The sequence below is a fragment of the Bradyrhizobium diversitatis genome (assembly GCF_016031635.1).
Classification (GTDB): domain Bacteria; phylum Pseudomonadota; class Alphaproteobacteria; order Rhizobiales; family Xanthobacteraceae; genus Bradyrhizobium; species Bradyrhizobium diversitatis.
Genome location: NZ_JACEGD010000014.1, coordinates 91,394 through 118,051, shown reverse-complemented (window position 1 = coordinate 118,051; position 26,658 = coordinate 91,394). Strand labels below are relative to the sequence as shown.

General features: G+C 64.3%; 26 protein-coding genes and 1 tRNA gene. 5 read left to right on the top strand and 22 right to left on the bottom strand.

Annotation, left to right across the window (positions count from 1 at the left end; translation table 11 throughout):
* Positions 1-92: 92 nt before the first annotated feature.
* The 21 genes from H1B27_RS17085 to H1B27_RS16985 all read right to left on the bottom strand — a co-directional run bounded on the left by H1B27_RS17085 (position 93) and on the right by H1B27_RS16985 (position 22,036).
* Positions 93-368 carry a DUF1467 family protein gene (locus H1B27_RS17085; RefSeq protein ID WP_194393708.1) on the bottom strand — a complete coding sequence of 92 codons (276 nt, stop codon included), beginning with the start codon at positions 366-368 and terminating at the stop codon, positions 93-95.
* Positions 369-377: 9 nt separating this feature from the next.
* A complete protein-coding gene (gene mce / locus H1B27_RS17080) occupies positions 378-782 on the bottom strand; it encodes a methylmalonyl-CoA epimerase (RefSeq protein ID WP_131868161.1) in 405 nt (134 codons plus the stop codon).
* Positions 783-848: 66 nt separating this feature from the next.
* A complete protein-coding gene (locus H1B27_RS17075) occupies positions 849-2,519 on the bottom strand; it encodes a ribonuclease J (protein ID WP_197966828.1) in 1,671 nt (556 codons plus the stop codon).
* Complete coding sequence (locus H1B27_RS17070) at positions 2,519-3,325, bottom strand: biotin--[acetyl-CoA-carboxylase] ligase (RefSeq protein ID WP_197966827.1); 807 nt, start codon at positions 3,323-3,325, stop codon at positions 2,519-2,521. Before H1B27_RS17070 ends, H1B27_RS17075 begins: the two co-directional genes overlap by 1 nt.
* 1 nt (position 3,326) lies before the next feature.
* Positions 3,327-4,763 (bottom strand): NADH-quinone oxidoreductase subunit NuoN, encoded by a 1,437-nt coding sequence (gene nuoN, locus H1B27_RS17065; protein ID WP_197966826.1) that lies wholly within the window; start codon positions 4,761-4,763, stop codon positions 3,327-3,329.
* A gap of 22 nt (positions 4,764-4,785) precedes the next feature.
* Positions 4,786-6,294: an NADH-quinone oxidoreductase subunit M gene (locus tag H1B27_RS17060; RefSeq protein ID WP_061877845.1), complete on the bottom strand. Its 1,509-nt coding sequence runs from the start codon at positions 6,292-6,294 to the stop codon at positions 4,786-4,788.
* Positions 6,295-8,373: an NADH-quinone oxidoreductase subunit L gene (nuoL, locus tag H1B27_RS17055; protein ID WP_197966825.1), complete on the bottom strand. Its 2,079-nt coding sequence runs from the start codon at positions 8,371-8,373 to the stop codon at positions 6,295-6,297.
* An 8-nt stretch (positions 8,374-8,381) separates the two neighbouring features.
* Complete coding sequence (nuoK, locus tag H1B27_RS17050) at positions 8,382-8,690, bottom strand: NADH-quinone oxidoreductase subunit NuoK (protein ID WP_008547737.1); 309 nt, start codon at positions 8,688-8,690, stop codon at positions 8,382-8,384.
* Positions 8,687-9,325: an NADH-quinone oxidoreductase subunit J gene (locus H1B27_RS17045; protein ID WP_061877843.1), complete on the bottom strand. Its 639-nt coding sequence runs from the start codon at positions 9,323-9,325 to the stop codon at positions 8,687-8,689. Before H1B27_RS17045 ends, nuoK begins: the two co-directional genes overlap by 4 nt.
* Before the next feature lie 134 nt (positions 9,326-9,459).
* Entirely contained in the window at positions 9,460-9,954 is a 495-nt protein-coding gene (gene nuoI, locus H1B27_RS17040; RefSeq protein ID WP_191093171.1) for an NADH-quinone oxidoreductase subunit NuoI, read from the bottom strand.
* Positions 9,955-9,962: 8 nt separating this feature from the next.
* Complete coding sequence (gene nuoH, locus H1B27_RS17035) at positions 9,963-11,030, bottom strand: NADH-quinone oxidoreductase subunit NuoH (protein ID WP_131868155.1); 1,068 nt, start codon at positions 11,028-11,030, stop codon at positions 9,963-9,965.
* 10 nt (positions 11,031-11,040) lie between these two features.
* Positions 11,041-13,116, bottom strand: a complete 2,076-nt coding sequence (gene nuoG, locus H1B27_RS17030) for an NADH-quinone oxidoreductase subunit NuoG (protein ID WP_197966824.1) — start codon at positions 13,114-13,116, stop codon at positions 11,041-11,043.
* Between the two features lie 5 nt (positions 13,117-13,121).
* A complete protein-coding gene (gene nuoF / locus H1B27_RS17025) occupies positions 13,122-14,447 on the bottom strand; it encodes an NADH-quinone oxidoreductase subunit NuoF (RefSeq protein ID WP_061877841.1) in 1,326 nt (441 codons plus the stop codon).
* A 15-nt stretch (positions 14,448-14,462) separates the two neighbouring features.
* Complete coding sequence (locus tag H1B27_RS17020; protein WP_061877840.1) at positions 14,463-14,669, bottom strand: hypothetical protein; 207 nt, start codon at positions 14,667-14,669, stop codon at positions 14,463-14,465.
* On the bottom strand, positions 14,669-15,280 hold the full coding sequence (gene nuoE / locus H1B27_RS17015) for an NADH-quinone oxidoreductase subunit NuoE (RefSeq protein WP_197966823.1): 612 nt from the start codon (positions 15,278-15,280) through the stop codon (positions 14,669-14,671). Before nuoE ends, H1B27_RS17020 begins: the two co-directional genes overlap by 1 nt.
* 10 nt (positions 15,281-15,290) lie before the next feature.
* The gene (locus H1B27_RS17010) at positions 15,291-16,271 is read right to left on the bottom strand and encodes an FkbM family methyltransferase (protein ID WP_061877838.1); all 981 of its coding nucleotides are present in this window, start codon (positions 16,269-16,271) and stop codon (positions 15,291-15,293) included.
* Positions 16,271-17,467, bottom strand: coding sequence for an NADH-quinone oxidoreductase subunit D (locus tag H1B27_RS17005; RefSeq protein WP_061877837.1), 1,197 nt, complete (start codon positions 17,465-17,467; stop codon positions 16,271-16,273). The genes H1B27_RS17010 and H1B27_RS17005 overlap by 1 nt, the downstream gene beginning before the upstream one ends.
* Positions 17,468-17,469: 2 nt before the next feature.
* A complete protein-coding gene (locus tag H1B27_RS17000; RefSeq protein WP_061877836.1) occupies positions 17,470-18,081 on the bottom strand; it encodes an NADH-quinone oxidoreductase subunit C in 612 nt (203 codons plus the stop codon).
* A gap of 11 nt (positions 18,082-18,092) precedes the next feature.
* Positions 18,093-18,674 (bottom strand): NuoB/complex I 20 kDa subunit family protein, encoded by a 582-nt coding sequence (locus H1B27_RS16995; protein WP_197966852.1) that lies wholly within the window; start codon positions 18,672-18,674, stop codon positions 18,093-18,095.
* Entirely contained in the window at positions 18,671-19,036 is a 366-nt protein-coding gene (locus tag H1B27_RS16990) for an NADH-quinone oxidoreductase subunit A (protein ID WP_197966822.1), read from the bottom strand. Before H1B27_RS16990 ends, H1B27_RS16995 begins: the two co-directional genes overlap by 4 nt.
* A gap of 744 nt (positions 19,037-19,780) precedes the next feature.
* Positions 19,781-22,036 (bottom strand): TonB-dependent siderophore receptor, encoded by a 2,256-nt coding sequence (locus H1B27_RS16985; protein ID WP_197966821.1) that lies wholly within the window; start codon positions 22,034-22,036, stop codon positions 19,781-19,783.
* A gap of 551 nt (positions 22,037-22,587) precedes the next feature.
* On the opposite strand from H1B27_RS16985, the gene H1B27_RS16980 reads away from it, so the two are divergent.
* The 4 genes from H1B27_RS16980 (at position 22,588) to pepT (ending at position 24,897) form a co-directional block, all read left to right on the top strand.
* Positions 22,588-22,791 carry a hypothetical protein gene (locus tag H1B27_RS16980; RefSeq protein WP_061877859.1) on the top strand — a complete coding sequence of 68 codons (204 nt, stop codon included), beginning with the start codon at positions 22,588-22,590 and terminating at the stop codon, positions 22,789-22,791.
* 161 nt (positions 22,792-22,952) lie between these two features.
* Positions 22,953-23,029 (top strand) — tRNA-Asp (locus H1B27_RS16975).
* A gap of 184 nt (positions 23,030-23,213) precedes the next feature.
* Positions 23,214-23,543 (top strand): HU family DNA-binding protein, encoded by a 330-nt coding sequence (locus H1B27_RS16970; RefSeq protein ID WP_197966820.1) that lies wholly within the window; start codon positions 23,214-23,216, stop codon positions 23,541-23,543.
* 103 nt (positions 23,544-23,646) lie between these two features.
* Positions 23,647-24,897: a peptidase T gene (gene pepT, locus H1B27_RS16965; protein WP_061877832.1), complete on the top strand. Its 1,251-nt coding sequence runs from the start codon at positions 23,647-23,649 to the stop codon at positions 24,895-24,897.
* 61 nt (positions 24,898-24,958) lie between these two features.
* Here the strand turns inward: pepT and H1B27_RS16960 are convergent, their stop codons facing one another.
* Positions 24,959-25,849 carry a hypothetical protein gene (locus H1B27_RS16960; protein ID WP_197966819.1) on the bottom strand — a complete coding sequence of 297 codons (891 nt, stop codon included), beginning with the start codon at positions 25,847-25,849 and terminating at the stop codon, positions 24,959-24,961.
* A gap of 395 nt (positions 25,850-26,244) precedes the next feature.
* On the opposite strand from H1B27_RS16960, the gene H1B27_RS16955 reads away from it, so the two are divergent.
* The gene (locus H1B27_RS16955; protein ID WP_197966818.1) at positions 26,245-26,607 is read left to right on the top strand and encodes a hypothetical protein; all 363 of its coding nucleotides are present in this window, start codon (positions 26,245-26,247) and stop codon (positions 26,605-26,607) included.
* Positions 26,608-26,658 lie beyond the last annotated feature (51 nt).

The following is a 26,658-nucleotide window of genomic DNA, read 5'->3' as shown; positions in this document are numbered from 1 at the left end:
CCCGTTGAGACTGCTGCCGCGCACTCCTGTCCTCATCCTGAGGAGCCCGCCAAAGGCGGGCGTCTCGAAGGATGCGCCGCACGACGATGGATCTAGAACGGCATTCCCATCAGTTTCGACAGACGCTCGATCGAGAGATATCCGGCATGATAAGCCGCCAAGCCGAGGCCGTAGATCACCGCCGAGATGATCGTGGTCCAGATCAGCTTGCGGCCCATGCGCGTCAGGATCGGCGCGCCGGGATCGGTGCCGGGCGCGCCGACGCCATCCTCGTGCTGGCTGCGCACGCCGAACGGCAGCGTCAGGAACAGCGCGACCCACCAGATGACGAAGTAGATCGCAAGCGCGGTCGATATCTGAATGGCCATGGGGCGGCCTTACGCCTGCTCGATCTCGACAAGCGCGCCGGAAAAGTCCTTCGGGTGCAGGAACAGCACCGGCTTGCCGTGGGCGCCGATCTTCGGCACGCCGTCGCCCAGCACCCGCGCGCCTTCCTTCACCAGCGTGTCGCGCGAGGCGATGATGTCGACGACCTCGTAGCAGACATGGTGGATGCCGCCGTCGGCGTTGCGTTCGAGGAACTTCGCGATCGGCGAGGCCTCGCCAAGCGGCTCGATGAACTCGATCTTGGTGTTGGGCAAGGTCGCGAACACCGTGGTGACGCCGTGCTCGGGCAGCGGAACGGCTTCCGAGATCTCGGCCCCGAACGCCGCTCCGTAAATCTTTGCGGCCTTGACCGCGTCCCTGGTCGCGATCGCGACATGGTTGAGGCGACCCAGCATGGTTCTTCTCCCTCAGCGCGTGATCCGGACAGGCGGCGGGCCGCCTTCCCGGAGATGCTGACACAATTACACTGTCAGTACGTGTACCAGACAGGGAGGCTTTTTGCCCCAATGTTCGTTGATCACGGCCCGGACCGCGCGTCGCACCGACTCGCCCAAGGCGTCGGGATCGCGGCGACGCGCCTTCGGCAGGCCCTCGATGGTGGACATCACGGCATCGAAGACGATGTCGTCGAAGAGCTCGCCGGCCCTGTTCTTCTCGGGGATGCCGACGAGATCGACCTCGGGATCGTCGGCGAGCTCGCCCTGCGCCGTCATGGCGATGGCTACGAAGGCGCAGCCGGAAAAGGCCATGCGGCGACGCTCGATCACCGCGCGGGACTTGGAGTCCTCCAGAATCGTCCCGTCCTTGTAGAGACGTCCCGATGGCACCTCGCCGACGATGCCGGGATCGCCGGGGCCGAGCTTGACGAGGTCACCGTCGCGGCAGACCAGCACGCGCGGCACGCCGGCGGCGCGCGCCAGCTTTGCGTGCTCGTGCAGATGCAGGGCCTCGCCGTGAACGGGAATCAGCAGTTGCGGCTTCACCCAGGAGATCAGGTCCCGCAGCTCGTCGCGGCGGGGATGGCCGGAGACGTGGACCAGAGCGTCGCGGTCGGTGATGATCTCGACGCCCTGGAGCACGAGATTGTTGACGATCGAGCTGACAGCCTTCTCGTTGCCTGGAATGGTGCGCGAGGAGAAGATGACGCTGTCGCCGCGGTTGAGCGTGATCTCGGGATGGTCGTCGTTGGCGATGCGTGCCAGCGCCGCACGCGACTCGCCCTGGCTTCCGGTGCACAGGGCCAGCACCTTGTCCGGCGGAAGGTGACCGTAGACCTCGGGCGAGCGGAAATTCTGCACGCCGTCGAGATAGCCGGTCTCGCGGGCGACCTGCACCACGCGCTCCATGGCGCGGCCGACCACGACGACCTCGCGGTCGGCAGCCTTCGCCGCCTCGGCGACCGCCTTGATGCGGGCGACGTTGGAGGCGAAGGTCGTCACCGCGACGCGGCCCTTGGCTGACTTGACGAGCTCGATGATGGTCCTGGCGACCTCGGCTTCCGACGGCGAGCGGCCGTCGCGCACGGCGTTGGTGGAATCGCCGATCAAGGCCAGCACGCCCTGCTCGCCCAATTCGCGCAGCCGCTTCTCGTCGGTCGGCGCTCCAAGGGTCGGAGTCGGGTCGATCTTCCAGTCGCCGGTATGCAGCACGATGCCGGCTTCGGTGTGGATCGCCAGCGCATGCGCTTCCGGAATCGAATGCGCGACGGGAATGAACTCGACGTTGAACGGGCCGATATCGACGCGGCCGCCCGAGGGGACCACGGTGACGGGGATCTCAGGCGCATTGCGCTCGGCAGCACATTTGGCCTCGAACAGTGCTGCGCTGAACCTGGTGGCGTAGATCGGGCACTTCAGTTTCGGCCAGAGATCGATGATCGCGCCGAAATGATCCTCATGGGCGTGGGTCAGCACGAGACCCATGAGGTTCTTGCGCTCCTTCTCCAGGAAGCTGATGTCGGGCATGATCAGGTCGATGCCCGGCAGATGCTCCTCGTCGCCAAAGGACACGCCGAGATCGACCGCCAGCCAGGCGCGCTGGTGGCGGTTGCCGAGGCCGTAGATCGACAGGTTCATGCCGATCTCGCCGACGCCGCCGAGGGGCGCAAACACCAGTTCGTCGGACCTTGCCATCACGCAGCTCCCACGGAGGCGACAGGGCCGAAGAACACCTCGCCCGCGGCCACAGGCACAAGGCGGCCCTCCGCGGTGCGGACGATCAGGCAGCCGGTGTCGTCGATGGTGTCAAAAATGCCTTCCAGCGTCATCGCCCCCGTGTGGATCGCGATCTTCTCCCCAAGGCCGGCAGCGCGCTCGAGCCAGAGCTTCCGGATCTCGGCAAAGCCGCGGCCATTGTCCCAGATGCCGCGGAACTCGACCCAAGCGTCCGAGAGGGCCGAGAACAGCTCCTCCGCGCTGATCTGGACGCCGAGGGCGGCCAGCGACACCGCGGGCGTCGGGGTGCCCTCGGGCGCTGCGACCACGTTGGTGCCGATGCCGACGACGACAGCGAGGCCGCCACTGACGGCCTCGGCCTCGAGGCCAATGCCGACCAGCTTCTGGCCGCCGGCCAGCACATCGTTCGGCCATTTCAACGCGTAGCGGGGGCGGCCCTCGCCGAGGCGCAGCGCGGCCTCGAGGCTGACCTTCTCCAGTGCCGCCTCCTCTGCCAGTCCGGCGGCAAAGCCGAGCGTGGCGGCGACGGCCGGGGCAACGTCCATCACTTCGAGGATGCTGGCTGCGAGATTGCCCCTGGGCGCAATCCAGGCGCGCTGGCGGCGGCCGCGGCCGGCGGTCTGCTCCGACGTGACGAACCAGATCGGGCCACGCTCGCCGTCCCTGGCGCGCTCGATCGCCTCGGTATTGGTCGAGCCGGTCCGCTCGAAAGCTGCGAGCTTATAGCCCGCCGACAGTGCGCGAGAACCGAGCGCGAAAGCCATCCTAGAACAGCGACTTTGCCGCGGCGGAGGCGACGCTCACCACCGGACCTGCGAACAGCGCGAACAGGATGTTGAACAGGCCCGCGACCGCCAGCACCGTCCGCACTTCGACGCGCACCGGGTCGACCTCGCCGGCCGGCTCGTCGAAGTACATCGTCTTGACGATGGCGAGGTAGTAATAGGCACCCACCACGCTGGTCAGCACGCCGATGACGGCGAGCGTGAACAGGTTCGCCTTGATGGCGGCGACGAAGACGTACCATTTGGCGAAGAAGCCGGCGAGCGGCGGGATGCCGGCGAGCGAGAACAGCAGCATCGCGAACATGAAGGCGAGCAGCGGATTGGTCCGCGACAGGCCGGCGAAATCGCTGATCTGCTCCACCGCCTGGCCGTTGCGCTTCATCGCAAGGATGATCGAGAACGAGCCGAGCGTCATCGCGACATAGATCACGATGTACATCAGGACGCCCTGCGCGCCCTCGACCGTGCCCGAAGCGAGGCCGACCAGCGCGAAACCCATGTGGCCGATCGACGAATAGGCCATCAGGCGCTTGATGTTGGTCTGGCCGATCGCGGCGAAGGAGCCGAGCGCCATGGAGGCGATCGACACGAACACCAGGATCTGCTGCCACTGCGAGACGATGCCGGGGAATGCGGTCAGCGTGACGCGGGTGAAGACGGCGAGCGCGGCCACCTTCGGCGCGGACGCGAAGAAGGCGGTGACCGGGGTCGGCGCGCCCTCATAGACGTCGGGCGTCCACATGTGGAACGGCACCGCCGAGACCTTGAAGCAGAGGCCGACGAGCAGGAAAACCAGGCCGAAAAGAAGACCGACATTCGAGACCGTTGCGACCGCGGCGATCCCGGTGAAGCTGACCGTGCCGGTGAAGCCGTAGATCAGCGAGGCGCCGTAGAGCAGCATGCCCGAGGACAGCGCGCCGAGCACGAAGTACTTCAGGCCGGCTTCGGTCGACTTGGCGTTGTCGCGGTTCGAGGCCGCCACGACGTAGAGCGCCAGCGACATCAGCTCGAGCCCGAGATAGAGCGAGATCAAATCGCCGGCCGAGATCAGCACCATCATGCCGAGCGTCGAAAGCAGCACCAGGATCGAATATTCGAAGATGCGGCGCGACGGATCGGACAGGAACTCGGTCGACAGGACCAGCGTTACCGCCGAACCGATCAGGGCCAGGATCTTCATGAAGCGGGCGAAGTCGTCGACGATGAAGCTGCCGCCGAAGGTCACCTGCCTGCCCGCAGGCTGCATGTAGACGAGCGCGCCGACCACGATCAGGAGCACCACCGACAGCGACGTGACCGTCCTGGTCGTCTCCTGCCCGCGATAGGCTCCCAGCATCAGGAGCGCCATCGCGCCGACCGCGAGCACGAGCTCGGGCAGCACCGGCGCCAGTTGATAACCTGCAGTCTCAAAGCTCATGGCGATATCCTGACCTGCCCGATCACTGGAGCAGTGCGGCGGCCTTCATGGCCGTCACGGCGGTGTTGTAGTTGTTGACGAGTTGCTGGACCGAGGCGGCCGACATGTCGAGCACCGGCTTCGGATAGACGCCGAACAGGATCGTCAGCGCGATCATCGGGAACAGCGTCAGGCACTCCCGGAAGGTGAGATCCTTCATGCTCATCAGCGACGGCTTGACCAGGGCCCCGAACACCACCTTGCGGTAGAGCCACAGCGCATAGGCCGCCGACAGGATCACGCCGAAGCTGGCGAAGAACGCGGTCGGGATCGAGACCTTGAAGGTGCCGAGCAGCGTCATGAACTCGCCGACGAAGCCGCTCGTTCCGGGCAGGCCGACATTGGCCATGGTGAAGACCATGAAGGTCATCGCATAGAGCGGCATCCGGTTGACGAGGCCGCCATAGGCCGCGATCTCGCGGGTGTGCAGACGGTCGTAGACGATGCCGACGCAGAGGAACAGCGCGCCGGAGACGATGCCGTGCGAGATCATCTGGAACACGCCGCCGGCGACACCCTGCATGGTGCCGGCGAAGATGCCCATGGTGACGAAGCCCATATGCGCCACCGACGAGTAGGCGATCAGCTTCTTCATGTCCTCCTGCATCAGCGCCACCAGCGAGGTGTAGATGATGGCGATGGCCGAGAGCGTGAAGATCAGCGGCGCGAAGTCGTGCGAGGCCAGCGGGAACATCGGCAGCGAGAAGCGCAGGAAGCCGTAGCCGCCCATCTTCAGGAGGATCGCGGCGAGCACCACCGAGCCCGCGGTCGGCGCCTCGACGTGCGCGTCGGGCAGCCAGGTGTGCACCGGCCACATCGGCATCTTCACCGCGAACGAGGCGAAGAAGGCGAGCCACGCCCAGGTCTGCAGGGACCGCGGCACGGCGGTGTGCATCAGGGTCGGGATGTCGGTGGTGCCGCCGTTCCAGTACAGCGCCATGATGGCGAGCAGCATCAGGACCGAGCCGAGCAGCGTGTAGAGGAAGAACTTGAACGAAGCATAGACCCGGCGCGGGCCGCCCCATACGCCGATGATCAGGAACATCGGGATCAGGCCGCCCTCGAAGAACAGGTAGAACAGCACGAGATCGAGCGCCGAGAAGGTGCCGATCATCAGCGTTTCCAGGATCAGGAACGCCATCATGTATTCGCGGACGCGGCTCGTGATCGCCTTCCAGCTCGCGATGATGCAGAACGGCATCACGGCGGTGGTGAGGATCACCAGCGGCAGCGAGATGCCGTCGACGCCCATGTGGTAGGTGATGCCGGTGGCGAGCCAGTTCGCCTTCTCGACGAACTGGAAGTCGGGGTTGCTGGGGTCGAAACGCATGACCAGGATCACCGACACCGCGAAGGTGATCAGCGTGGTCCACAGCGCGATCCAGCGCGAATTGCGCCGGGCCGCCTCGTCATCGCCGCGGCTGAGATAGACGATCAGCGCGCCGACCAACGGCAGGAACGTCGTGACCGAAAGTATGGGCCAGGTTGTCATTTACTGGCCTCCAAAGCCGAACATGAACCAGGTGATCAGGCCGGCGGCGCCGATCAGCATGGCGAATGCGTAGTGATAGAGATAGCCGGTCTGGATCTTCACGACGTTGCGGGTGACGTCCAGCACGCGGGCGGAGACGCCGTCGGGGCCGAAGCCGTCGATGATGAAGCCGTCGCCCTTCTTCCAGAGCTGATAACCGATCCACTTCGCCGGACGGACGAAGATGAGGTCGTAAAGCTCGTCGAAGTACCATTTGTTGAGCAGGAACTGGTACAGCATCGGCTGCGTCTTCGCGAGCTCGACCGGCAGATAAGGCCGGCGGATGTAGAACAGGTACGACACCAGGAAGCCCAGCACCATCATCACCGTCGGCAGGAAGGCGATGGTCTGCGGGATGTGGTGCATCTCCTCGATGATGTGGGGGTTCATCTTCACGGATTCGCGGAAGAACTCCTCGACCCCGTGACCGGCGAACAGCTCCTTGAACGGCAGCCCCGCGACGAACGAGCCGACCGCGAGCACGCCGATCGGGATCAGGATCCAGAGCGGGGCCTCATGCGCGGCCTCGTAGTGATGCTCGTCATGCGGCTCGCCGTGGAAGGTCTTGAAGATCAGGCGCCAGGAATAGAACGAGGTCAGGCCGGCGGCGACGACCGTCATCAGGAAGCCGTACACCGCGAACGGATTGTGCGAGGCGTAGGCGGACTCGATGATCGCGTCCTTGGAGAAGTAGCCGGCCGTCAGCGGGAAGCCGGTGAGCGCCAGGGTGCCGACCACCATCACCGCATAGGTGTAGGGGATCTTCTTCCAGAGGCCGCCCATGTTGCGGATGTCCTGCTCGTGGTGCATCGCGTAGATCACCGAGCCGGAGCCCAAGAACAGCAGCGCTTTGAAGAAGGCGTGCGTGAACAGGTGGAACATGCCGACCGAGTAGGCCCCTGCTCCCATCGCCACGAACATGTAGCCGAGCTGCGAACAGGTCGAATAGGCGACGATGCGCTTGATGTCGTTCTGAACGAGGCCGATGGTTGCGGCGAAGAACGCGGTGGTGGCGCCGAAGAACATCACGACGGCCTGGGCGTTCGGGGCGAGCTCGAACAGCGGCGACAGGCGCGCCACCATGAACACGCCGGCGGTGACCATGGTCGCGGCATGGATCAGCGCCGAGACCGGGGTCGGGCCTTCCATCGCGTCCGGCAACCAGGTGTGCAGCAGGAACTGCGCCGACTTGCCCATCGCGCCCATGAACAAGAGGAGACAGGTCAGGGTCAGCGCGTCGGCGTGCCAGCCGAGGAAGTTGACGGTCTTGCCGGTGAGGCCGGGCGCCGCGTGGAAGATGGTCTCGAAATCGGTCGAGCCGACCAGCATGAAGATCGCGAAGATGCCGAGCGCGAAACCGAAATCGCCGACGCGGTTGACCACGAAGGCCTTGATCGCGGCCGCGTTCGCCGACGGCTTCTGGTACCAGAAGCCGATCAGCAGGTAGCTCGCCAGGCCCACGCCTTCCCAGCCGAAGAACAGCTGCACGAGGTTGTCCGCCGTCACCAGCATCAGCATGGCGAAGGTGAAGAGGCTGAGATAGCCGAAGAAGCGCGGCCGGTTCGGGTCCTCGTCCATGTAGCCGATGGAATAGAGGTGCACGAGCGAGGACACGGTGGTCACCACCACCAGCATCACGGCGGTGAGCGTGTCGACGCGCAGCGTCCACCAGACCTGGAGGTCGCCGGAGAAGATCCAGGGCAGCAGCTGAATCCTGTAGTCGTGGTGCATGAAGCCGACATCGACCAGCGTCATCCAGGACAACGCCGCCGAGACGAACAGCAGCGCCGTGGTGATCAGCTCGGCGGGGCGCGAGCCCGCCGCGGCGGGCTCGGTCGGACCGTGATCGTCGTGGGCATGGTCGTCATGGCCATGGTCGTCATGGGCCGCCGAGGCGTGAGCGTCGCCGTGGCCATGCCCGTGGTCGCCGTGATGCTCGACCTCGTCGCCCGAGGGGTTGCGGGCATGCGCGCCGAACAGCGCAATGAGGCCGGCCAGAATGGCGCCCAGCAGAGGCAGGAAAACGATTGCCTGAACCATTTGAGAGCTCAGCCCTTCATCAGATTGACGTCCTCAACCGCGATCGAGCCGCGGTTGCGGAAATAGACCACCAGGATGGCGAGACCGATCGCAGCTTCAGCAGCCGCAACCGTCAGCACCAGCAACGCGAAGACCTGGCCGACGATGTCGCCGAGGAAGGTCGAGAACGCCACGAGGTTGATGTTGACCGAGAGCAGGATCAGCTCGATCGACATCAGGATGACGATGATGTTCTTGCGGTTCAGGAAGATGCCGAGAATGCCGAGCGTGAACAGGATCGCGCCGACCGCCAGATAATGTCCGAGCCCGATCGTCATTTCACCCACTCCGCCGCATCGGCGTCCGAGAGCCCCTGCCCCGGCGCCACCTTGCGCATCGCCATCGCCATTTCGGGCGTCCGTGCGTTCTGAACGTTGATGTCCTGCCGCTTGACCTTCGCCTTATGGCGCAGGGTCAGCACGATGGCGCCGATCATAGCGACCAGCAGCACCATGCCCGAGAGCTGGAAGTAGTGGATGTACTTCGTATAGAGCACGAGCCCGAGCGCCTCGGTGTTGGAGACGTTGGCCGGGATCGCCGCCGTGATCGTCTTGGAGACGCCGGGATTGATGACCCAGAAGCCGACCGTGAGCAGCAACTCGAACAGGAAGATGCCGCCGATCACGAGGCCGACCGGCAGGTACTCGATGAAGCCCTCGCGCAGCTCGAGGAAGTCGACGTCGAGCATCATGATCACGAACAGGAACAGCACCGCGACCGCGCCGACATAGACGACGATCAGCATCATGCCGAGGAACTCGGCGCCCATCAGCACGAACAGGCCGGAGGCGTTGACGAAGGCAAGGATCAGGTACAGCACGGAATGCACGGGATTGCGCGAGACAATCACCATCACGGCCGAGGCGACGCAGACGCCGGCGAAGAGATAGAAGAACAGCGCGGGAAGGATCATCGAGAAACTCCCGTCATTCCGGGGCGCGCGCCAGCGCGAACCCAGAATCCAGAGGTTGTGGCGCGAGATTCCGGGTTCGCGCTTCGCGCGCCCCGGAATGACGAGGAGATGGCGGGAAGGATCATGCCCTCACCTCACCGGTACGGCGCGTCGAGCTCGATCGCTTTCGCGATCTCGCGTTCCCAGCGGTCGCCGTTGGCGAGCAGCTTGGCCTTGTCATAAAACAGTTCCTCGCGGGTCTCGGTCGCGAACTCGAAGTTCGGGCCTTCGACGATGGCGTCCACAGGACAGGCCTCCTGGCAGAGGCCGCAATAGATGCACTTCACCATGTCGATGTCGTAGCGCACGGTGCGGCGGGTGCCGTCGTTGCGGCGCGGCCCGGCCTCGATGGTGATGGCCTGCGCCGGGCAGACCGCTTCGCACAGCTTGCAGGCGATGCAGCGCTCCTCGCCGTTCGGATAGCGGCGCAGCGCGTGCTCGCCGCGGAAGCGCGGCGAGATCGGGCCCTTCTCGAACGGATAGTTCAGCGTCGGCTTCGGCTGGAAGAAATAGCGCATGGCGAGGAAGAACGCCGAGACGAACTCCGACAGCAGAAGCGAGCGTGCAGTGGCGTTGACGTTGATACCCATGACGGCCCTCACTTCGGCGCGATGCCGGCGAAATGCAGCACGCCGGCCACCACGATCACCATCACCAGCGACAGCGGCAGGAACACCTTCCAGCCGAGGCGCATCAGTTGATCGTAACGGTAGCGGGGCACGATCGCCTTCGCCATCGCGAACAGGAAGAACATGAAGAACAGTTTCAGCGAGAACCAGATGATCCCCGGCACCCAGTTGAAGGGCGGCAGGTCCACCGGCGGCAGCCAGCCTCCGAGGAACAGGATCGTCGCCAGCGCGCACATCGTGACGATCGCGACATACTCGCCGAGCATGAACAGCAGGTACGGAGTCGAGCCGTATTCGACCATGAAGCCGGCGACGAGCTCGGATTCGGCTTCGACGAGGTCGAAGGGCGGACGGTTGGTTTCCGCCAGCGCCGAGACGTAGAACACGACGAACATCGGGAACAGCGGCCAGACGTACCAGTTCAGGATGGTGAGCTGCGGCAGCCCGATCAGGCTGGCGAGGCCGCGCGCGTGCTGGGCCTCGACCACGGCCGACAGGTTCAGCGTGCCGGCGCAGAGCAGCACCGTGATGATGACGAAGCCGATCGAGACTTCGTACGACACCATCTGCGCCGCCGAGCGCAGCGCGGCCAGGAACGGATACTTCGAGTTCGACGACCAGCCGGCCATGATGATGCCGTAGATCGACAGCGACGAGATCGCGAAGATGAAGAGGACGCCGACATTGATGTCGGCGATCACCCAGCCGAGATTGGTCGGGATCACCGCCCAGGCGGCGAGCGCGAGCACGCAGGACACCAGCGGCGCCAGCAGGAACACGCCCTTGTTGGCGCCCGCCGGGATGATCGGCTCCTTCAGCACGAACTTCAAAAGGTCGGCGAAGGATTGCAGCAGGCCCCACGGGCCGACCACGTTCGGGCCGCGGCGGATCTGAACCGCCGCCCAGATCTTGCGGTCGGCGAGCAGGATGTAGGCGATCGCAACCAGGAGGACGACAAGCACCAGGACGCTCTGCGCGACCATGATGATCAGCGGCCAGAGGAACCCGGTCCAGAATGCGCTTTCGAAGAATTCCATCAGATCACGCTCACTCCGCTGCGGTCAGCATATGCCCGGAGGCGAGGCGCGAGCTTTCCGCCATCACGGCGGACGCACGCGCGATTGGATTGGTCAGGTAGAAGTCCTCGACCAGAGGCTTGAACGGCGCCTTCTCGGGCGAGCCGCCCTTCCCCGCCAGCTTCTTGATCTGGTCGGCGGTGCCGGCCTCGATCTGGTCGAGACGGATCAGATGCGGCACGGCCTTGAAGATCGCCTGGCGCAACTGCGCGAGCGAGTCATAGCCGAGCTTCTTGTCCAGCGCTTCCGACAGCGCGCGGATGATCGCCCAGTCCTCGCGGGCTTCGCCCGGCGGGAACGCGGCGCGGCCGGTCATCTGCACGCGGCCCTCGGTGTTGACGTAGATCGCGGACTTCTCGGTGTAGGCGGCCGCCGGCAGGATCACGTCGGCGCGATGCGCACCGCGGTCGCCATGGGTGCCGATATAGACGACGAAGGTGCCGTCCGGCGCCTTGATCTCGTCGGCCCCGAGCAGGAACAGCAAGTCGAGCGTGCCGAACGTCGTCATCTGCGCCGCGTTCAGGCCTCCGCTCGTTGCGGAGAAACCGATATCGAGCGCACCAACGCGCGAGGCGGTCTCGTGCAGCACGCCAAAACCGTTCCAGCCGTCCTTCACGGCCCCGACGTCGAGCGCGAGCTTGGCAGCGGCGGCGAGAATGGCGGCACCATCGTGACGGGCGGCCGCGCCCGCGCCGACCATGATGATCGGGTTCTTGGCGTTCTTCAGCACGTCCATGAAGGAGTGCTTGCCGGCCGCGAGCTCGGCCAGCGTTTCGGTGCCGGCACCGAGATGGTCGAAATCGTAGGTCAGGTCGACCTTGGCACCGATCACCCCGACCTTGAAGCCGCCGGCACGCCAGCGCTTGCGGATGCGGGCGTTGAACACGGCCGCCTCCTTCCGCGGGTTGGCGCCGATGATGAGCAGCGCATCCGCGTGCTCCACGCCCGCGAGCGTCGGGTTGAAGATGTAGGAGCCGCGGCCGAGTGCCGGATCGAACGCATCGCCGCCCTGCACCGCCAGATTGCTGGAGCCGAACCTGGCGAGTAGATCCTTCAGCGCGAACATCTCCTCGATACCGGCGAGGTCGCCGGCGATCGCGCCGATGCGCTTGCCGTCGGTGCGCGCCGCCTTGACGGCGATCGCGGCGAAGGCCTCGGTCCAGCTCGCCGCGCGCAGCTTGCCGGCTTCGCGGATATAGGGACGGTCAAGGCGCTGGGTGCGCAGGCCGTCGACCACGTGACGGGTCTTGTCGGAGATCCACTCCTCGTTCACGGCCTCGTTGATGCGCGGCAGAATACGCATCACCTCACGGCCGCGGGTGTCGACGCGGATCGCCGATCCCAGGCCGTCCATGACGTCGATCGACTGGGTCTTGCCGAGCTCCCACGGACGCGCCGCGAACGCATAGGGCTTCGAGGTCAGCGCGCCGACCGGGCAGATGTCGACGAGGTTGCCCTGCAATTCCGACGTCAGCGCGTGCTCGAGATAGGTCGTGATCTCCATGTCCTCGCCGCGGCCGGTCGCGCCCATCTCGGGGGCGCCGGCGACTTCCGCCGAGAAGCGAACGCAGCGCGTGCACTGGATGCAGCGGTTCATCGAGGTCTTGACCAGCGCGCCGAGATATTTGTCCTCGACCGCACGCTTGTTCTCGGCGAAGCGGCTGGTGTCGACACCATAGCCCATCGCCTGGTCCTGGAGGTCGCACTCACCGCCCTGATCGCAGATCGGGCAGTCCAGCGGATGGTTGATGAGAAGGAATTCCATCACGCCTTCGCGCGCCTTCTTCACCATCGGCGAACGGGTGGAAATCTCCGGCGGCTCGCCCTTGGGGCCCGGACGGCAGTCGCGCACGCCCCAGGCGCAGCTGGCAACCGGCTTCGGGCCGCCCTTCACCTCGACGAGGCACATCCGGCAGTTGCCGGCGATCGACAGCCGCTCGTGATAGCAGAAGCGCGGAATTTCGGCACCGGCCGCCTCGCACGCCTGGAGCAGCGTGTATTCGGCGGGGACATCGATCTCCTTGCCGTCGATGATGAGCTTGGTCATGTCTCTTACTCCGCCGCGACCATGTTCACGGGATCGCGGACGCCGATATCGTCGATGTCGGCCTTGTGCGAATACTGGTCGATGCGCGCTTCGATCTCGTGACGGAAATGCGTGATCAGGCCCTGGATCGGCCATGCCGCCGCGTCGCCGAGCGCACAGATGGTGTGGCCTTCGACCTGCTTCGTCACTTCAAGCAGCATGTCGATCTCGCGCTTGTGGGCGCGCCCCTCGGCCATGCGGGTCAGGACCCGCCACATCCACCCCGTACCCTCGCGGCACGGCGTGCACTGGCCGCAGCTCTCGTGCTTGTAGAAATAGGAGATGCGGGCAATGGCGCGGATCAGATCGGTGGACTTGTCCATCACGATCACGGCCGCGGTGCCGAGGCCCGAGCGCAGCTTGCTCAAGGAATCGAAATCCATCGGCGTGTCGATGATCTGCTCGGCCGGCACCATGCGCACCGACGAGCCGCCGGGGATCACGGCCTTGAGGTTGTCCCAGCCACCGCGAATGCCGCCGCAATGCTTGTCGATCAGCTCGCGGAACGGGATGCCCATGGCCTCTTCGACGTTGCAGGGCCGCTCGACATGGCCGGAAATGCAGAAGAGCTTGGTGCCGACGTTGTTCGGGCGGCCGATGCCGGCGAACCACGCCGCGCCGCGGCGCAGGATATCCGGCGCAACGGCGATCGACTCGACGTTGTTGACGGTGGTCGGGCAGCCGAACAGACCGACGTTCGCCGGGAACGGCGGCTTCAGGCGCGGCTGGCCCTTCTTGCCTTCGAGGCTTTCGAGCAGCGCGGTCTCCTCGCCGCAGATATAGGCGCCGGCGCCGTGGGCGACGTAGATGTCGAACGGCCAGCCGTTGACGTTGTCCTTGCCGACCAGCTTGGCGTCGTACGCCTGGTCGATCGCGGCCTGGAGGTGCTCACGCTCGCGGATGAACTCGCCGCGGACATAGATGTAGCACGTGTGCGCGTTCATCGCGCAGCTCGCGATCAGGCAGCCCTCGATCAGGAGATGCGGATCGTGCCGCATGATCTCGCGATCCTTGCATGTGCCGGGCTCGGACTCGTCGGCGTTGACGACGAGATAGCTCGGCCGGCCGTCGGTCGATTCCTTCGGCATGAAGGACCATTTCAGACCGGTCGGGAAGCCTGCGCCGCCGCGGCCGCGGAGCCCCGAGGCCTTCATCTCGTTGATGATCCAGTCGCGGCCCTTGTCGATGATGTTCTTCGTGCCGTCCCAGGCGCCGCGGCGCCGCGCGCCCTCGAGCCCCCAATCGTGGAGGCCGTAGAGGTTCTTGAAGATGCGGTCCTTGTCCTCGAGCATATCAGTGCTTTCCGATCAACGATTGGACTGCTTGTAGGCAAGTCCGGCGGCGCAGATGCCAAACGTCAGCGCCCAGAGCGAAGCCGATTCCAGCGATGCGTTCAGGGCGAAGCGCTGCAACAGGAAGATGAAGGCGGCCGCCACCACGGCGTGCATCGCGATGAAGCCCCACTTCTTCATGCCACCGCTCCCCTGCGCTATCGACGAAGCGAGATCACGCATCAGGTGGTCTCCTTCAGCGTGGTCGGTCCGGTGATCGGCGCCGAGAACTGGCGGCCGTTCTGCGGACCCGGCTTGGGCGGGTTGCCCGAAGCAAAACCGTCGAGCACCTTGCCGAAGCTTTCCTTGGTCAGGTCCTCGTAAGTATCCTTGCCGATCAGCACCATCGGCGCATTCACGCAGGCGCCGAGGCACTCCACCTCTTCCCAGCTGAAATTGCCGTCCTTGGAGAGATGGAAGGGCTCGTGATGGATGCGGTGCTCGCAGACGTGGATCAGATCCTCGGCGCCGCGCAGGCGGCACGGCGTGGTGCCGCAGACCTGGACATGGGCCTTCTTGCCGACCGGGGCGAGCTGGAACATGGTGTAGAAGGTCGCGACCTCCAGCACGCGGATATAGGGCATGTCGAGCATGTCGGCGATGACGCGGATCGCGGCTTCCGAAACCCAACCGTCGTTCTGCTCCTGCGCGCGCCAGAGGATGGCGATGACCGCGGAGGCCTGGCGGCCGGCGGGATATTTCGCGATCTGCTGCCTGGCGAATGCGAGGTTCTCCTCCGTGAACGCGAAGCTCGCGGGTTGGACTTCCTTCGGTGCTAATCGGCGAACGGACATCTCTAATCTCTCACTGCATACGGCGCGCGGACTTCGCACTCAAGTTCTTGGCATTCATGGCTTCGATCCTGTCCTGCCAGAATGCGCTTGCGGTGCCGAAAACGTTGTAGCCGACGTGGGTCGAGACCTTGATGCGGTCGAGGATCGACAGCTCGGTCACGGTCTCCATCCGGTTGCTGCGCGGATCGAACACGATCAGCTTCAGCGGGGTCTGTTCGAGGATGTAGCGCGACACGGAGTGATTGCGGTCGCTGCCGTGCTCCTCGCACATGACGACGCTGTCGGCCTCGAGCAGCCGGGCGCCGCCCTTGATCGCCTCGATCTCGACGCCCTCGACGTCGAGCTTGATCAGGTATTTGCCGGTGGCCGCGACCTTGCCGTCGTCGATGAGGTTGTCGAGCGCGATCACGGACACTTCTTCACCGCCCGCCGACGGATCGCCGGCGATGCTGAAGGCTTCGTGCTTGGTGCCCGACAGCCGCGCGGTGCCGCGGGCCGCGCCGATGGCGCATTTCATGGTCTCGAAGCGATTGCCGTTGACGCGGGCGTTGTTGGCGAGCTTCGGATAGTTCTGCCCCGACGGCTCGATCGCGATCGCCTTGTGCGAACCAAACGGCTTGCTCGACACCAGCACCGACCAGTAGCCGTAATTGGCGCCGCAATCGAGCAGCGTGTAGTCGACGTCGATGGAATCGGCGAACAGCAGCTCGAGCTCGTCCTCGTAATTGTAGGAGCGGTTGAGCAGCTTGCTCCAATAGCCGTCGCCGTAGGGGAATTCGAACACGGCGTCGGGATTGAGCCTGATCGCGATGTTGCGCTCCGGCAGCGTCCTGCGCAGCAAATTCGCGCAGGCGATATAGCCCATGTGCGAGAAATGCGAGGAGATCTTCGATCCCGTCACCAGCGCCAAGGCAGCCGTCCGCTCCCACAGGTTGGCCCCTTCCAGGGCCCCCGAGGCGCGGTCAAACTGGATTGGCGCCTGCTGGCCCATCACCGATCGACCTCTCCGAACACGATGTCGAGCGAGCCGAGGATTGCCGAGACGTCGGCGAGCAGATGGCCGCGGCAGATGTGATCCATCGCCTGGAGATGCGCAAAGCCCGGCGCGCGGATCTTGCACTTATAGGGCTTGTTGGTGCCGTCGGAGACGAGATAGACGCCGAACTCGCCCTTGGGCGCTTCGACCGCGGCGTAGACTTCGCCGGCCGGGACGTGGACGCCCTCGGTGTAGAGCTTGAAGTGGTGGATCAGCGCTTCCATCGAGCGCTTCATCTCGCCACGGCGCGGCGGTGCGACCTTGTTGTCCTCGACGACGACGGGGCCCCTGCCCTCAGGCGCGTTCAGCTTCTGGATGCACTGCTTCATGATGCGCACGGACTGGCGCATCTCCTCCATGCGGATCAGATAGCGGTCGTAGCAATCGCCGTTCTTGCCGATCGGAATGTCGAAATCCATCTCGGCGTAGCATTCGTAGGGCTGCGACTTGCGCAGATCCCAGGCCGCGCCCGAGCCGCGCACCATCACGCCGGAGAAGCCCCACTCCCAGGCCTCCTTGAGCGGCACCACGCCGATGTCGACGTTGCGCTGCTTGAAGATGCGGTTGGCGGTGAGCAGCCGGTCGAGGTCGTCCACGACCTTGAGGAACGGATCGCACCAGGCCTCGATGTCGTCGACCAGCTTCTGCGGCAGGTCCTGGTGCACACCGCCGACGCGGAAGAAGGCTGCGTGCATGCGGCTGCCCGAGGCACGCTCGTAGAACACCATCAGCTTCTCGCGCTCCTCGAAGCCCCATAGCGGCGGGGTCAGCGCGCCAACGTCCATCGCCTGCGTGGTGACGTTGAGCAGATGCGACAGGATGCGGCCGATCTCGCAATAGAGCACGCGGATCAGCTGGCCGCGGCGCGGCACCTCGATGCCGAGCAGCTTTTCGGCCGCGAGGCAGAAGGCGTGCTCCTGATTCATCGGCGCGACGTAGTCGAGCCGGTCGAAATACGGGATCGCCTGGAGATAGGTCTTCTGCTCGATCAGCTTCTCGGTGCCGCGGTGAAGCAGCCCGATATGCGGATCGACGCGCTCGACCACTTCGCCGTCGAGCTCCAGCACCAGGCGCAACACGCCGTGCGCAGCCGGATGCTGGGGGCCGAAATTGATGGTGAAGTTACGGAGATTCTCGGGTTGCTCGTTCATGATCAGACCTTCGGCCCCGCCTTCTCGTCACCGGGCAGCGGATAGTCCGCCCCTTCCCACGGCGAGAGGAAATCGAACTTGCGGAATTCCTGATTGAGCCGGACTGGCTCGTACACCACCCGCTTCTCCTGGTCGTCGTAGCGGACCTCGACGAAACCGGTCGTCGGGAAATCCTTGCGCAGCGGATGGCCCTCGAAGCCGTAGTCGGTGAGGAGGCGGCGCATGTCGGGATGACCGACGAAGAAGACGCCATAGAGGTCGTAGGCCTCGCGTTCGAACCAGTCCGCACCCGGGAATACGTCGATCAGCGATGGCACCTGCGTGGTCTCGTCCGCCTGGGCACGGAGCCGGATCCGCGTGTTCAGCGTCGGCGACAGGAAGTGATAGATCACGTCGAAACGCTTCTCACGATCGGGATAGTCCACTGCCGTGATGTCAGTGATGTTGACGAAACGGCAGTTCGGATCGTCGCGGAGGTACTTGACCACCTCGACGATCTTGACGGCCTCGACATCAACCGTGAGCTGGTTGAAGGCCACCGTATGACCGGTGGCGGCGCCCGGAAGCGCGCTAACGATCGTCTGCCCCAGGGCGTCGAGCTTGGCGTCGTCCATGACGTAAAACCTTAGCGTTCGATGGTGCCGGTGCGCCGGATCTTCTTCTGCAGCAGCAGCACGCCGTAGAGCAGCGCTTCCGCCGTGGGCGGGCAGCCCGGCACGTAGATGTCGATCGGCACGATGCGGTCGCAGCCGCGCACGACCGAGTAGGAATAGTGATAGTAGCCGCCGCCATTGGCGCAGGAGCCCATCGAGATGACGTAGCGCGGCTCGGGCATCTGGTCGTAGACCTTGCGCAGCGCCGGCGCCATCTTGTTGGTCAGGGTTCCCGCGACGATCATCACGTCGGACTGGCGCGGCGAGGCGCGCGGCGCGAAGCCGAAGCGCTCGACATCGTAGCGCGGCATCGACACCTGCATCATCTCGACCGCGCAGCAGGCGAGGCCGAAGGTCATCCACATCAGGGAGCCGGTGCGCGCCCAGGTGATGAGATCGTCGGTCGCTGCCACGAAGAAGCCCTTGTCGGACAGCTCGTGGTTGACCTCGAGGAAGAACGGATCGTTGGCGCCGACCGGCCTGCCGGTCGACGGATCCAGAATGCCCTTCGGGGCCGGCGCAATGACCGGACCGGCGGACGGTGCAGGGGTCAATCCCATTCCAGTGCTCCCTTCTTCCACTCATAGGCGAACCCGACCGTCAGCACGGCGAGGAACACCACCATGGACCAGAAGCCGGTCGCGCCAAGCTTGCCGAACGCCACCGCCCAGGGAAACAGGAACGTCACCTCGAGGTCGAAGATGATGAAGAGGATGGCGACCAGATAGAAGCGGACGTCGAACTTCATGCGGGCGTCGTCGAAGGCGTTGAAACCGCACTCATACGCCGACAGCTTTTCCGGGTCCGGCTGCTGAAACGCCACGATGAAGGGCGCGATCAGCAGCACCAGGCCAATGAGGCCCGCTACCCCTATAAAGACGACGAGTGGTAGATAGTTCTGAAGAATGCCGCTCATTGACGAGCCCTTTTTCCCGCAGCCTCAGGACAGCCACGGATTCGTCCGATTTGGAATTATTCTGAGCCTTAGCGCAGTGCACCAATGGGCGCAAGACACGCTCTTTTCAGGCCCTTTGCCGCTCTCAGAACGGTGAAAATCCCGGAATCACCCCGCGGCTGGTATGGAGCAGATCGCTTGACCCAGCAAGGGCAGTCACGGCTTCGCAGGTCAGCAGTTCTGAGATTGCGGCGCAGGGCCCAAGGCAGCTATCGGCTGCGCCTTGACCGAGCAAAATGTACGGTTTTTCCCGGTGCGGCGGAGCGTCCAACCCCGGCAACGACCGGCGCAGGCACCCTCCGCCGCTTCTTGACATAATTTGCCGAGGGTCGTTTTGCCAGGGGTCCCTAGAGCAGTGCAGCCAAGGAGTCATTGAGGGCGCCACCGCGATCAGGACAGGTGCAGCAAAGCACACCTATCCACAGCTGCGCACGATCACAGAGCCATGCGCCACGAAGGGGCCGGGGTTCGTCTGGCGAATGCGTCGGCGGTCAGCTGCAAACCGGCCGCGAGCGCGGCGACGGCGACTTGCTGGTTGGTCGCTCGCGCCGCGCTCGGATGAGCTTCGGGCCGGGGGGCATAGCCCATGAGCTCATCGATCTCCTGAGGGAAGATCAGTGGCGGTCCGGTCAGGCGAAGCAGATGATCGTCGCGATCGGCCGCCCCCAGAGCCGGCCCGCCACGAGGTCCTGCCCTCGCCTGTCCTCACCATTTGTAGGAGACGCTGGCGGTGACGCGCCGGCGGTCGCCGTAGAAGCAGGATGTGGCTGATGCGCAGCTCGCCACATAGATCTTGTCGGTCAGGTTGATCACGTTCAGGGCCGTGCGCCAGTTCTGCCATTCGTAGTGGACCGCGAGATCGCCGAGCACGACCGCGGGAACTTCGAGGGTGTTGGCCTGGTCGGCCCAGGACGAGCCGACATAGCGCACGCCGCCGCCGAAGCCGAAGCCAGTCAGCGGCCCTTCCTTGAAGGTGTAGTCCGCCCAGCCCGACACCAGCATCTCGGGCGTGTTGGTCGGCGTCTTGCCCACCAATGCCGGATTGAGATCCTTGCTGGTGAAGAGATGATAGGCCGTGAAGGCGCCGATGAACTTCAGCTCCTTCGTGGCGTTGGCCACTGCTTCGAGCTCGATGCCGCGCGAGGTCACCTCGCCGGTCTGGTTCTGCAGCGTGGAGATCACCGGATCGGTCGTCGGTATGTTCTGGCGCTTCAGGTCGAACACCGAGGCCGTGAAATAGCCGTCGAACCCCTTCGGCGCGACCTTCACACCGATTTCGGTCTGTTGGCCGGTCTCAGGCTGGAACAACCGGTTCTGCGCATTGAGGCCGATGATCGGATTGTAGCTGGTTGAATAGGAGACGTACGGCGCGATGCCGCTATCGAAATTGTAGATCAACCCGGCACGGCCGCTGAACCGGCTGTCGTTGATACTGGCCAACGTCGCCCCCGTGTCGCGCGCTTCCTGCGTGGTCTCCACCCAGTCATTGCGCCCGCTCAGGACCAGCGTGAAGTTACCGAGCTTCATCTGGTCCTGAAGGTAAGTGCCGGCCTGCTTCTGTGTGATCAGGAAGTTGCGGAACGGAGCGCCTGCGAGCGGAATGTTAATACCGTAGGCGGGATTGAAGACGTTGATCGGGGGAACGGTGCCGAAATTGAAAGCCTGATAGTCGTCGATCTGGTACCCTCTCAGGTCAACTCCAAACAGCATCGTGTGCCTGACTGCACCGGTGTTGAAGCGGTACTCGAGCTGGTTATCAAGATTGGCTTGGTTCGCGGTGTTCTTCGCATACCAGTTATAGCGGCCCATCGTGGCCGTATTGATGTCGTCCCAACCGTTGCCGATATAGCCGCGATAGCTGATATCGACATGCGCGAAGCGGGCGTTCTGACGAAACGTCAGATCGTCGGTGAGATTGCGTTCGAACTGATAGCCGAGCATCTCCTGCTCGCGCGTGAACTTGTCCACGCTGGGATCGCCGACGAAGAAGCTGGTCGGGATCTTGCCGAACGGCGCATTGGTCACCGTGCCCTGGTAAGGCAGGAAGTTGATGCCGCGGGTGTCCTGCTTCGAGGCCGAGGCCAGCACCGTGAACGTCGTGTCGGCATCCGGCTTCCAGGTGAACGACGGTGCGATGAAATAGTTGTTGTCGGGCGTAAAATTCACCTGGGTGGGGCCATTCTGGACTTGGCCGACGAAGCGGTAGAACAGCTTTCCGTCCTGGGGCTGCGTTGCAACCGGTCCACCGACATCGAAGCTGACATAGGCGTTGCCGAAATTGTTGACGCCGGTCTCGATGTAGCGGATCGGCTCGGCCGGCGGCATCTTGCTGATGACGTTGACGATGCCGCTCGGGCTCGATCCGCCATAGAGCACCGCTGACGGACCGCGCAGCACCTCGACGCGCTCCATGTTGGGCGTCTGCAGCTTCCAGCTCGCATAGGACGTGTAGAACAGCTGCATGCCGTCGAGAAACAGTCCGATGTCCTCGGACTTGAAGCCACGTATCAGCCACCAATCATTTCGTGTATCCGTGCCGAAGGTCCCTGCCCGCACGCCGGCGGTGTAGCGCAAGACCTCATCGAGCTTGTTCGGCTTCTGGTCGCGGATCTGCTCGGCGCCGATGACGGACACCGATTGCGGTGTTTCCATAATCGGCGTGTTGGTCTTGGTGCCCGAGGAGCTGCGGTTTGCGACATAGCCGTGCACTGGGCCGCGCGGCGTCTCGACGAAGCCGACGTCACGCTGCGGCTGGGGCCTGTTCCTGTCGGCGGTCTGCACCGACGATGACCGCGGCGCACGGCGCTGAGGGGTCGCGGCCGCGCGGCGGCGCACTTCCGGCGCGGTGACTGTCACCGCCGGCAGGTTCTGCGCGCCACTCTGCGTGGACGATTGTGCGAGCGATGCCTGCGGCATCAAGATGCAAGCGGATGCGGTCGCCAACACGGCCGACCGCAGCATTCCAACACTATTCAACGCGCCACCCCAAAACTGCATGTTTGATGCAACATGCCGCCTGTCCCAGAACGGCATGCGCTTGCGATGACGATTATGTGAGAGCGCGCGGAATTCCTAATTGAAAGCTTCTTAGAAAAACTCTTAGAAGCGCTCCAACATTTCCCGTTATTGCAGCGAGATCAGCGCGCATTCTCCTCGCTCTCGAGCATCCCGGCGGCGATCACCGCGAGCTCATCGACCTGTCGCAGCACTGCAGGGAGTTCGGTGCACTGAGGCCACCGCGATCAGGGAGGTCAGGTTCTCGCCGCAACTTCGGACTTCGGATTTCACGATCAGCTTGCGCGACAATGGATCTGCGAACTTGGGGCTGATCTGTTCCTGTCCTGGCCGACGGCCTAAACGCCGCTGTTCGTCCGGGCTCGCTTCCGGTCCCCGGACGAAACCGGCCGGGCGGAGAGATGAAACCATTTTGCGGAACCCGCGAAACGATCCGGAAACAGATCGTCCTTAAGACAGAGCCCATAGACGGCGGCAAAGCCCGTCGGGAGGCTCAGATGAACCACTCAATTCACTCCGCTGATCGTGCGACCCACCTGAAAATCGTGGTGGTGGCGCTGGTGGCCGGTATCGTCGTGGCCGGCTTCGGGATCGCAGCCCGCACCCATGCCGATTACGGCCAGACGGCCCAGTCGACGCCTGTGATCAAGGCCGGCAAGCCGGTGGCGGTGACGAGTGCGGGGACGTCGGAGATTCGCTGATACGTCCCTTGTCCGGGCTGACCAATGGCCGCCCCCGGGGCGGCCTTTTTGTTTTCCAGGGCAATGCTTAGCCGAGACAGACCGGTAAAGCGCAACGTCCTTGACTTCACCATGTCCCCCCTTTAAGTCCCCCCTCGTTCCGCGCGCGTCGAGCGAACCACGCGGGAGTAGCTCAGTTGGTTAGAGCGCCGGCCTGTCACGCCGGAGGTCGCGGGTTCGAGCCCCGTCTCTCGCGCCATTTTGGCAATCCCTTCATAGCCTTAGCCAGAATTTCTCCACGCCTGTCGCATCTGCCGGCGTCCGGCGGGAACTCTCGGCATAGTCAGCCCACGCCCGAATCGTCTACGCCTTCCGAGACTTAGAGGGATCCCCACGCGTTTCCGGCTTTTCCGGGGCTTCCTGTGGAATCGAGGAGGCCAGTCATGGCTAAGAAGGATTCGGCCAAGAAGGATTTGGCGAAGAAGGCAGCCGCTGCCGCGACCATCACCCTCAAGCACCTCGCCGCAGACATCGCGGAGCGCCAGGATCTATCGAAAAAGCACGCCGAAGCCGTCCTGACCGATATGGTCGAGCTGATCACCAAGCACCTCAAGAAGGGCGACCGTGTCCGTATCGTGGGCCTTGGCATCCTCCAGGTCCGCAAGCGCGCCGCCCGCACCGGCCGCAATCCCGCCACCGGCGAAGCGATCCACATCAAGGCCAGCCGGAAGGTCGCGTTCCGCCCGGTGAAGGAACTGAAAGAGGCGATCTAGTGCTTACGATTCATTAGGCCTGATCGGAGCTCGTTCGGCCGCATCGCGGCCGGCTTTTCTGGTATACCGCCTGCTTCCCTCAATCTCGGCGGTTCGACCAGAAATGTCCTCTCTCACCTTTTCGCACACCGTGACCGAGCGCTTCCTGCGCTATGTCACGATCGACACCCAGTCCGATCCGGAATCCCCCAGCTCCCCCTCGACCGAGAAGCAGAAGGATCTCGGCCGCGTGCTCGCCGCCGAGCTGAAGGCCATGGGCGTCGAGGACGCGCATCTCGACGATTACGGCTATGTCTACGGCACCATCCCGGCCAACACCGACAAGAAGGTGCCGACGATCTGCTTCTGCTCGCACATGGACACATCTCCCGACGTCACCGGCAAGGACGTCAAGCCGCAAATGGTGAAGAACTATCGCGGCGGCGACATCGTGCTGCCCGGCGACACCAGCCAGGTGATCCGCCTTGCCGAGCACCCGGCGCTGAAGAACCAGATCGGCAACGACATCATCACCACCGACGGCACCACGCTGCTCGGGGCCGACAACAAGGCCGGCGTCGCCGAGATCATGGATGCCGCACATTTCTTCCTCAACAACCCCGATGTGAAGCACGGCACCATCAAGATCCTGTTCACGCCGGACGAGGAGATCGGCCGCGGCGTCGACAATGTCGACATGAAGAAACTGGGCGCCGATTTCGGCTACACCATGGACGGCGAGAGCGCCGGCTGCGTCGAGGACGAGACCTTCTCGGCCGACGGCGCCACCATCACCATCAACGGCGTCAGCGCCCATCCCGGCTACGCCAAGGGCAAGATGGAGCACGCGATCAAGATCGCCGCCGCCATCGTCGAGCGGCTGCCGAAGGAAGGCTGCTCGCCGGAGACGACCTCAGGCAAGCAGGGTTTTCTGCATCCGATCGGCATCGAGGGCGCGTTGGAACAGGCGACGCTCTCCTTCATCGTCCGCGACTTCACCGAGGAAGGACTGAAGGAGAAGGAGGTTCTGCTCGAGGGCATCGTCAAGGACGTGATGAAGGACTATCCGCGCTCGACCTACACATTCGAGGTCAAGGAGCAGTACCGCAACATGAAGCAGGTGATCGATCGTCACCCGCACGTTGTCGAGTACGCCGTCGAAGCCATCCGACGCGCCGGCCTGCGTCCGATGCGCACCGCCATCCGCGGCGGCACCGACGGCTCCCGCCTGTCCTTCATGGGACTGCCCTGCCCTAACATCTTCGCCGGCGAGCACGCGTTTCATTCGCGGCTCGAATGGGTCAGCCGGCAGGACATGGAAAAGGCGGTGCAGACCATCGTCCACCTCGCCATGATCTGGGAGGAACGGGCCTAGCGCCCCTCACCATCGTAAATATTGAAACGGCCGGGCTCATGCCCGGCCATTTGCTTCGAGACTACGGCACCGGCATCGCGCGCGGAGTGCGGTGGAAGCGATTTGAACTCGCCATCCAGTTCGGCAGCGGTGCGCCGTCGCGGTGCCGCCCACCGGCGGCGGCCGCCGCCCAGGCCACCACCGCTCCGATCAGGGTCGCGGCTGCGACCGAGAACGCGACGATGATCGAGTTGCGCCGCGCCCGGTTGATGGCCGTCCTGGACTCCGCGATCAGCGCATCGACCCGTTTTTCGGAATCGGGCGCCGCAAGACCCGTGAGCGCGGCCACCTGCTGCACGAGATAGGCCCTGTCGTCGCTGGTGACGCCGCTGTGGCTGGACGACGTCATCAGGATGCGTCCCGCTTCGGCGCGCGGTTCGCGAAGGTCCGTGTTAGGCGGACGCCGCGGCGCACGGAACAGCTTGTCGAGCTCATAGCTCAACAGAGGTTCGGCCACGGACGTGTTGCCGGCCGAGCTGCGCAACGGCGAACGGTCAACCGCAGATGCGCCGAGCAGCGCGAGCAGAGCGGCTCCGAGCAGCACGGCGAGCGCCCAGGACGTCAGCCCATGCAGCCCGTCCCGCCGCTCGCCGTCGTCCTCGATGGTCGCCAGCGCGGGTGCCGGCCGCGTTGTTCGTCCAGCGATGTAGCCGCCGAAACCGAAGCTGATGACCGCCTGGATGATCAGATACAGCCCGGAGAGCAGCGCCAGCGCAGCCGAGGCATCGCGCCAGGTCGGCGAGGCCGAACTGACACCAAGGCCGATCGCAACACCAAAGCCCAGCAGAATGAACGACATTGCGCCCGCCGCAAGCGCGCCTGCGAACACCGAGCTCCACTGGATGGTTCGAGGAGTCTCGCCCTCGATGCCGCCTTCCATGATCTCTTCGCGCATCAGCGTTTCGATCGTCATCGCGGCGCTCTTAGCGCAGGCCGAAGAACGACAGGATCGCCATGATGACGACGATCAAGCCGATCAAATAAATCAGTCCGTCCATTGTTGATCCTCCTCGGTTTCTTCCGGTCCGCTAATCGCGAGGTGTGAGGAACGTTCCTAATTGGACGGAGCGGCGGGAACGAACTGCGGAATGGATGGTTATCGGCTCAAGTCCCAAGGATAGAGATTGTGAGCACACAAGGCCTCAGCCGGTTCGTTCGGGCTGGGGCCTTTTCGCGTTGCAACCAGCTGCCCGTGCCTGTCCTATGCATGCGCCGCGGCAATTGTTCCAGTGACGTAACAATGTTGCGGGTCGACACTGTTCCCGCGCTTATGCTAGGCCGGGCTCAGACCGCAACCAGAGAGACGTCGTGCTCGCAAACCGCCAGCCCTCAGGATCCTGCCGCCCGCGCAACTGGCGCGGGCTGCTGTCCGTGCTGATCGCGGCCGTCTATCTGCTCGCGAGCGCGCTGCACGGCTCGCATGACATCGACGTCACCACGCCCGGCGGCGGCTCCGAGATCGTGGCGGCCCTTGATGGCCCCGCAGGCCATGGCGACCACAAGGTCATCGGCAGCCATCACTGTCATGGCTGCTTCTCGCTCACGGTGACACAGCCGGCACCGTCGACCGCATCGGTCGCGCTTGTTTCCGCACCGAGCCCGCAACGTGCACCCCGGCTCGCCGGAATTGTCCCCGACACCGACTCGCCGCCTCCCAAACATATTGCCTGAACGGATTGGTCGGGCGTCCCGCGCCCTTTGGGTTCATCCTTCACAGGTCGG

Coding starts and splice junctions, on each gene's coding strand:
- H1B27_RS17085 (WP_194393708.1), bottom strand. CDS start 368: ATGGCCATTCAGATATCGACCGCGCTTGCGATCTACTTCGTCATCTGG.
- mce (WP_131868161.1), bottom strand. CDS start 782: ATGCTGGGTCGCCTCAACCATGTCGCGATCGCGACCAGGGACGCGGTC.
- H1B27_RS17075 (WP_197966828.1), bottom strand. CDS start 2,519: ATGGCAAGGTCCGACGAACTGGTGTTTGCGCCCCTCGGCGGCGTCGGC.
- H1B27_RS17070 (WP_197966827.1), bottom strand. CDS start 3,325: ATGGCTTTCGCGCTCGGTTCTCGCGCACTGTCGGCGGGCTATAAGCTC.
- nuoN (WP_197966826.1), bottom strand. CDS start 4,763: ATGAGCTTTGAGACTGCAGGTTATCAACTGGCGCCGGTGCTGCCCGAG.
- H1B27_RS17060 (WP_061877845.1), bottom strand. CDS start 6,294: ATGACAACCTGGCCCATACTTTCGGTCACGACGTTCCTGCCGTTGGTC.
- nuoL (WP_197966825.1), bottom strand. CDS start 8,373: ATGGTTCAGGCAATCGTTTTCCTGCCTCTGCTGGGCGCCATTCTGGCC.
- nuoK (WP_008547737.1), bottom strand. CDS start 8,690: ATGACGATCGGGCTCGGACATTATCTGGCGGTCGGCGCGATCCTGTTC.
- H1B27_RS17045 (WP_061877843.1), bottom strand. CDS start 9,325: ATGATCCTTCCCGCGCTGTTCTTCTATCTCTTCGCCGGCGTCTGCGTC.
- nuoI (WP_191093171.1), bottom strand. CDS start 9,954: ATGGGTATCAACGTCAACGCCACTGCACGCTCGCTTCTGCTGTCGGAG.
- nuoH (WP_131868155.1), bottom strand. CDS start 11,030: ATGGAATTCTTCGAAAGCGCATTCTGGACCGGGTTCCTCTGGCCGCTG.
- nuoG (WP_197966824.1), bottom strand. CDS start 13,116: ATGACCAAGCTCATCATCGACGGCAAGGAGATCGATGTCCCCGCCGAA.
- nuoF (WP_061877841.1), bottom strand. CDS start 14,447: ATGCTCGAGGACAAGGACCGCATCTTCAAGAACCTCTACGGCCTCCAC.
- H1B27_RS17020 (WP_061877840.1), bottom strand. CDS start 14,669: ATGCGTGATCTCGCTTCGTCGATAGCGCAGGGGAGCGGTGGCATGAAG.
- nuoE (WP_197966823.1), bottom strand. CDS start 15,280: ATGTCCGTTCGCCGATTAGCACCGAAGGAAGTCCAACCCGCGAGCTTC.
- H1B27_RS17010 (WP_061877838.1), bottom strand. CDS start 16,271: ATGGGCCAGCAGGCGCCAATCCAGTTTGACCGCGCCTCGGGGGCCCTG.
- H1B27_RS17005 (WP_061877837.1), bottom strand. CDS start 17,467: ATGAACGAGCAACCCGAGAATCTCCGTAACTTCACCATCAATTTCGGC.
- H1B27_RS17000 (WP_061877836.1), bottom strand. CDS start 18,081: ATGGACGACGCCAAGCTCGACGCCCTGGGGCAGACGATCGTTAGCGCG.
- H1B27_RS16990 (WP_197966822.1), bottom strand. CDS start 19,036: ATGAGCGGCATTCTTCAGAACTATCTACCACTCGTCGTCTTTATAGGG.
- H1B27_RS16985 (WP_197966821.1), bottom strand. CDS start 22,036: ATGCTGCGGTCGGCCGTGTTGGCGACCGCATCCGCTTGCATCTTGATG.
- H1B27_RS16980 (WP_061877859.1), top strand. CDS start 22,588: ATGAACCACTCAATTCACTCCGCTGATCGTGCGACCCACCTGAAAATC.
- H1B27_RS16970 (WP_197966820.1), top strand. CDS start 23,214: ATGGCTAAGAAGGATTCGGCCAAGAAGGATTTGGCGAAGAAGGCAGCC.
- pepT (WP_061877832.1), top strand. CDS start 23,647: ATGTCCTCTCTCACCTTTTCGCACACCGTGACCGAGCGCTTCCTGCGC.
- H1B27_RS16960 (WP_197966819.1), bottom strand. CDS start 25,849: ATGACGATCGAAACGCTGATGCGCGAAGAGATCATGGAAGGCGGCATC.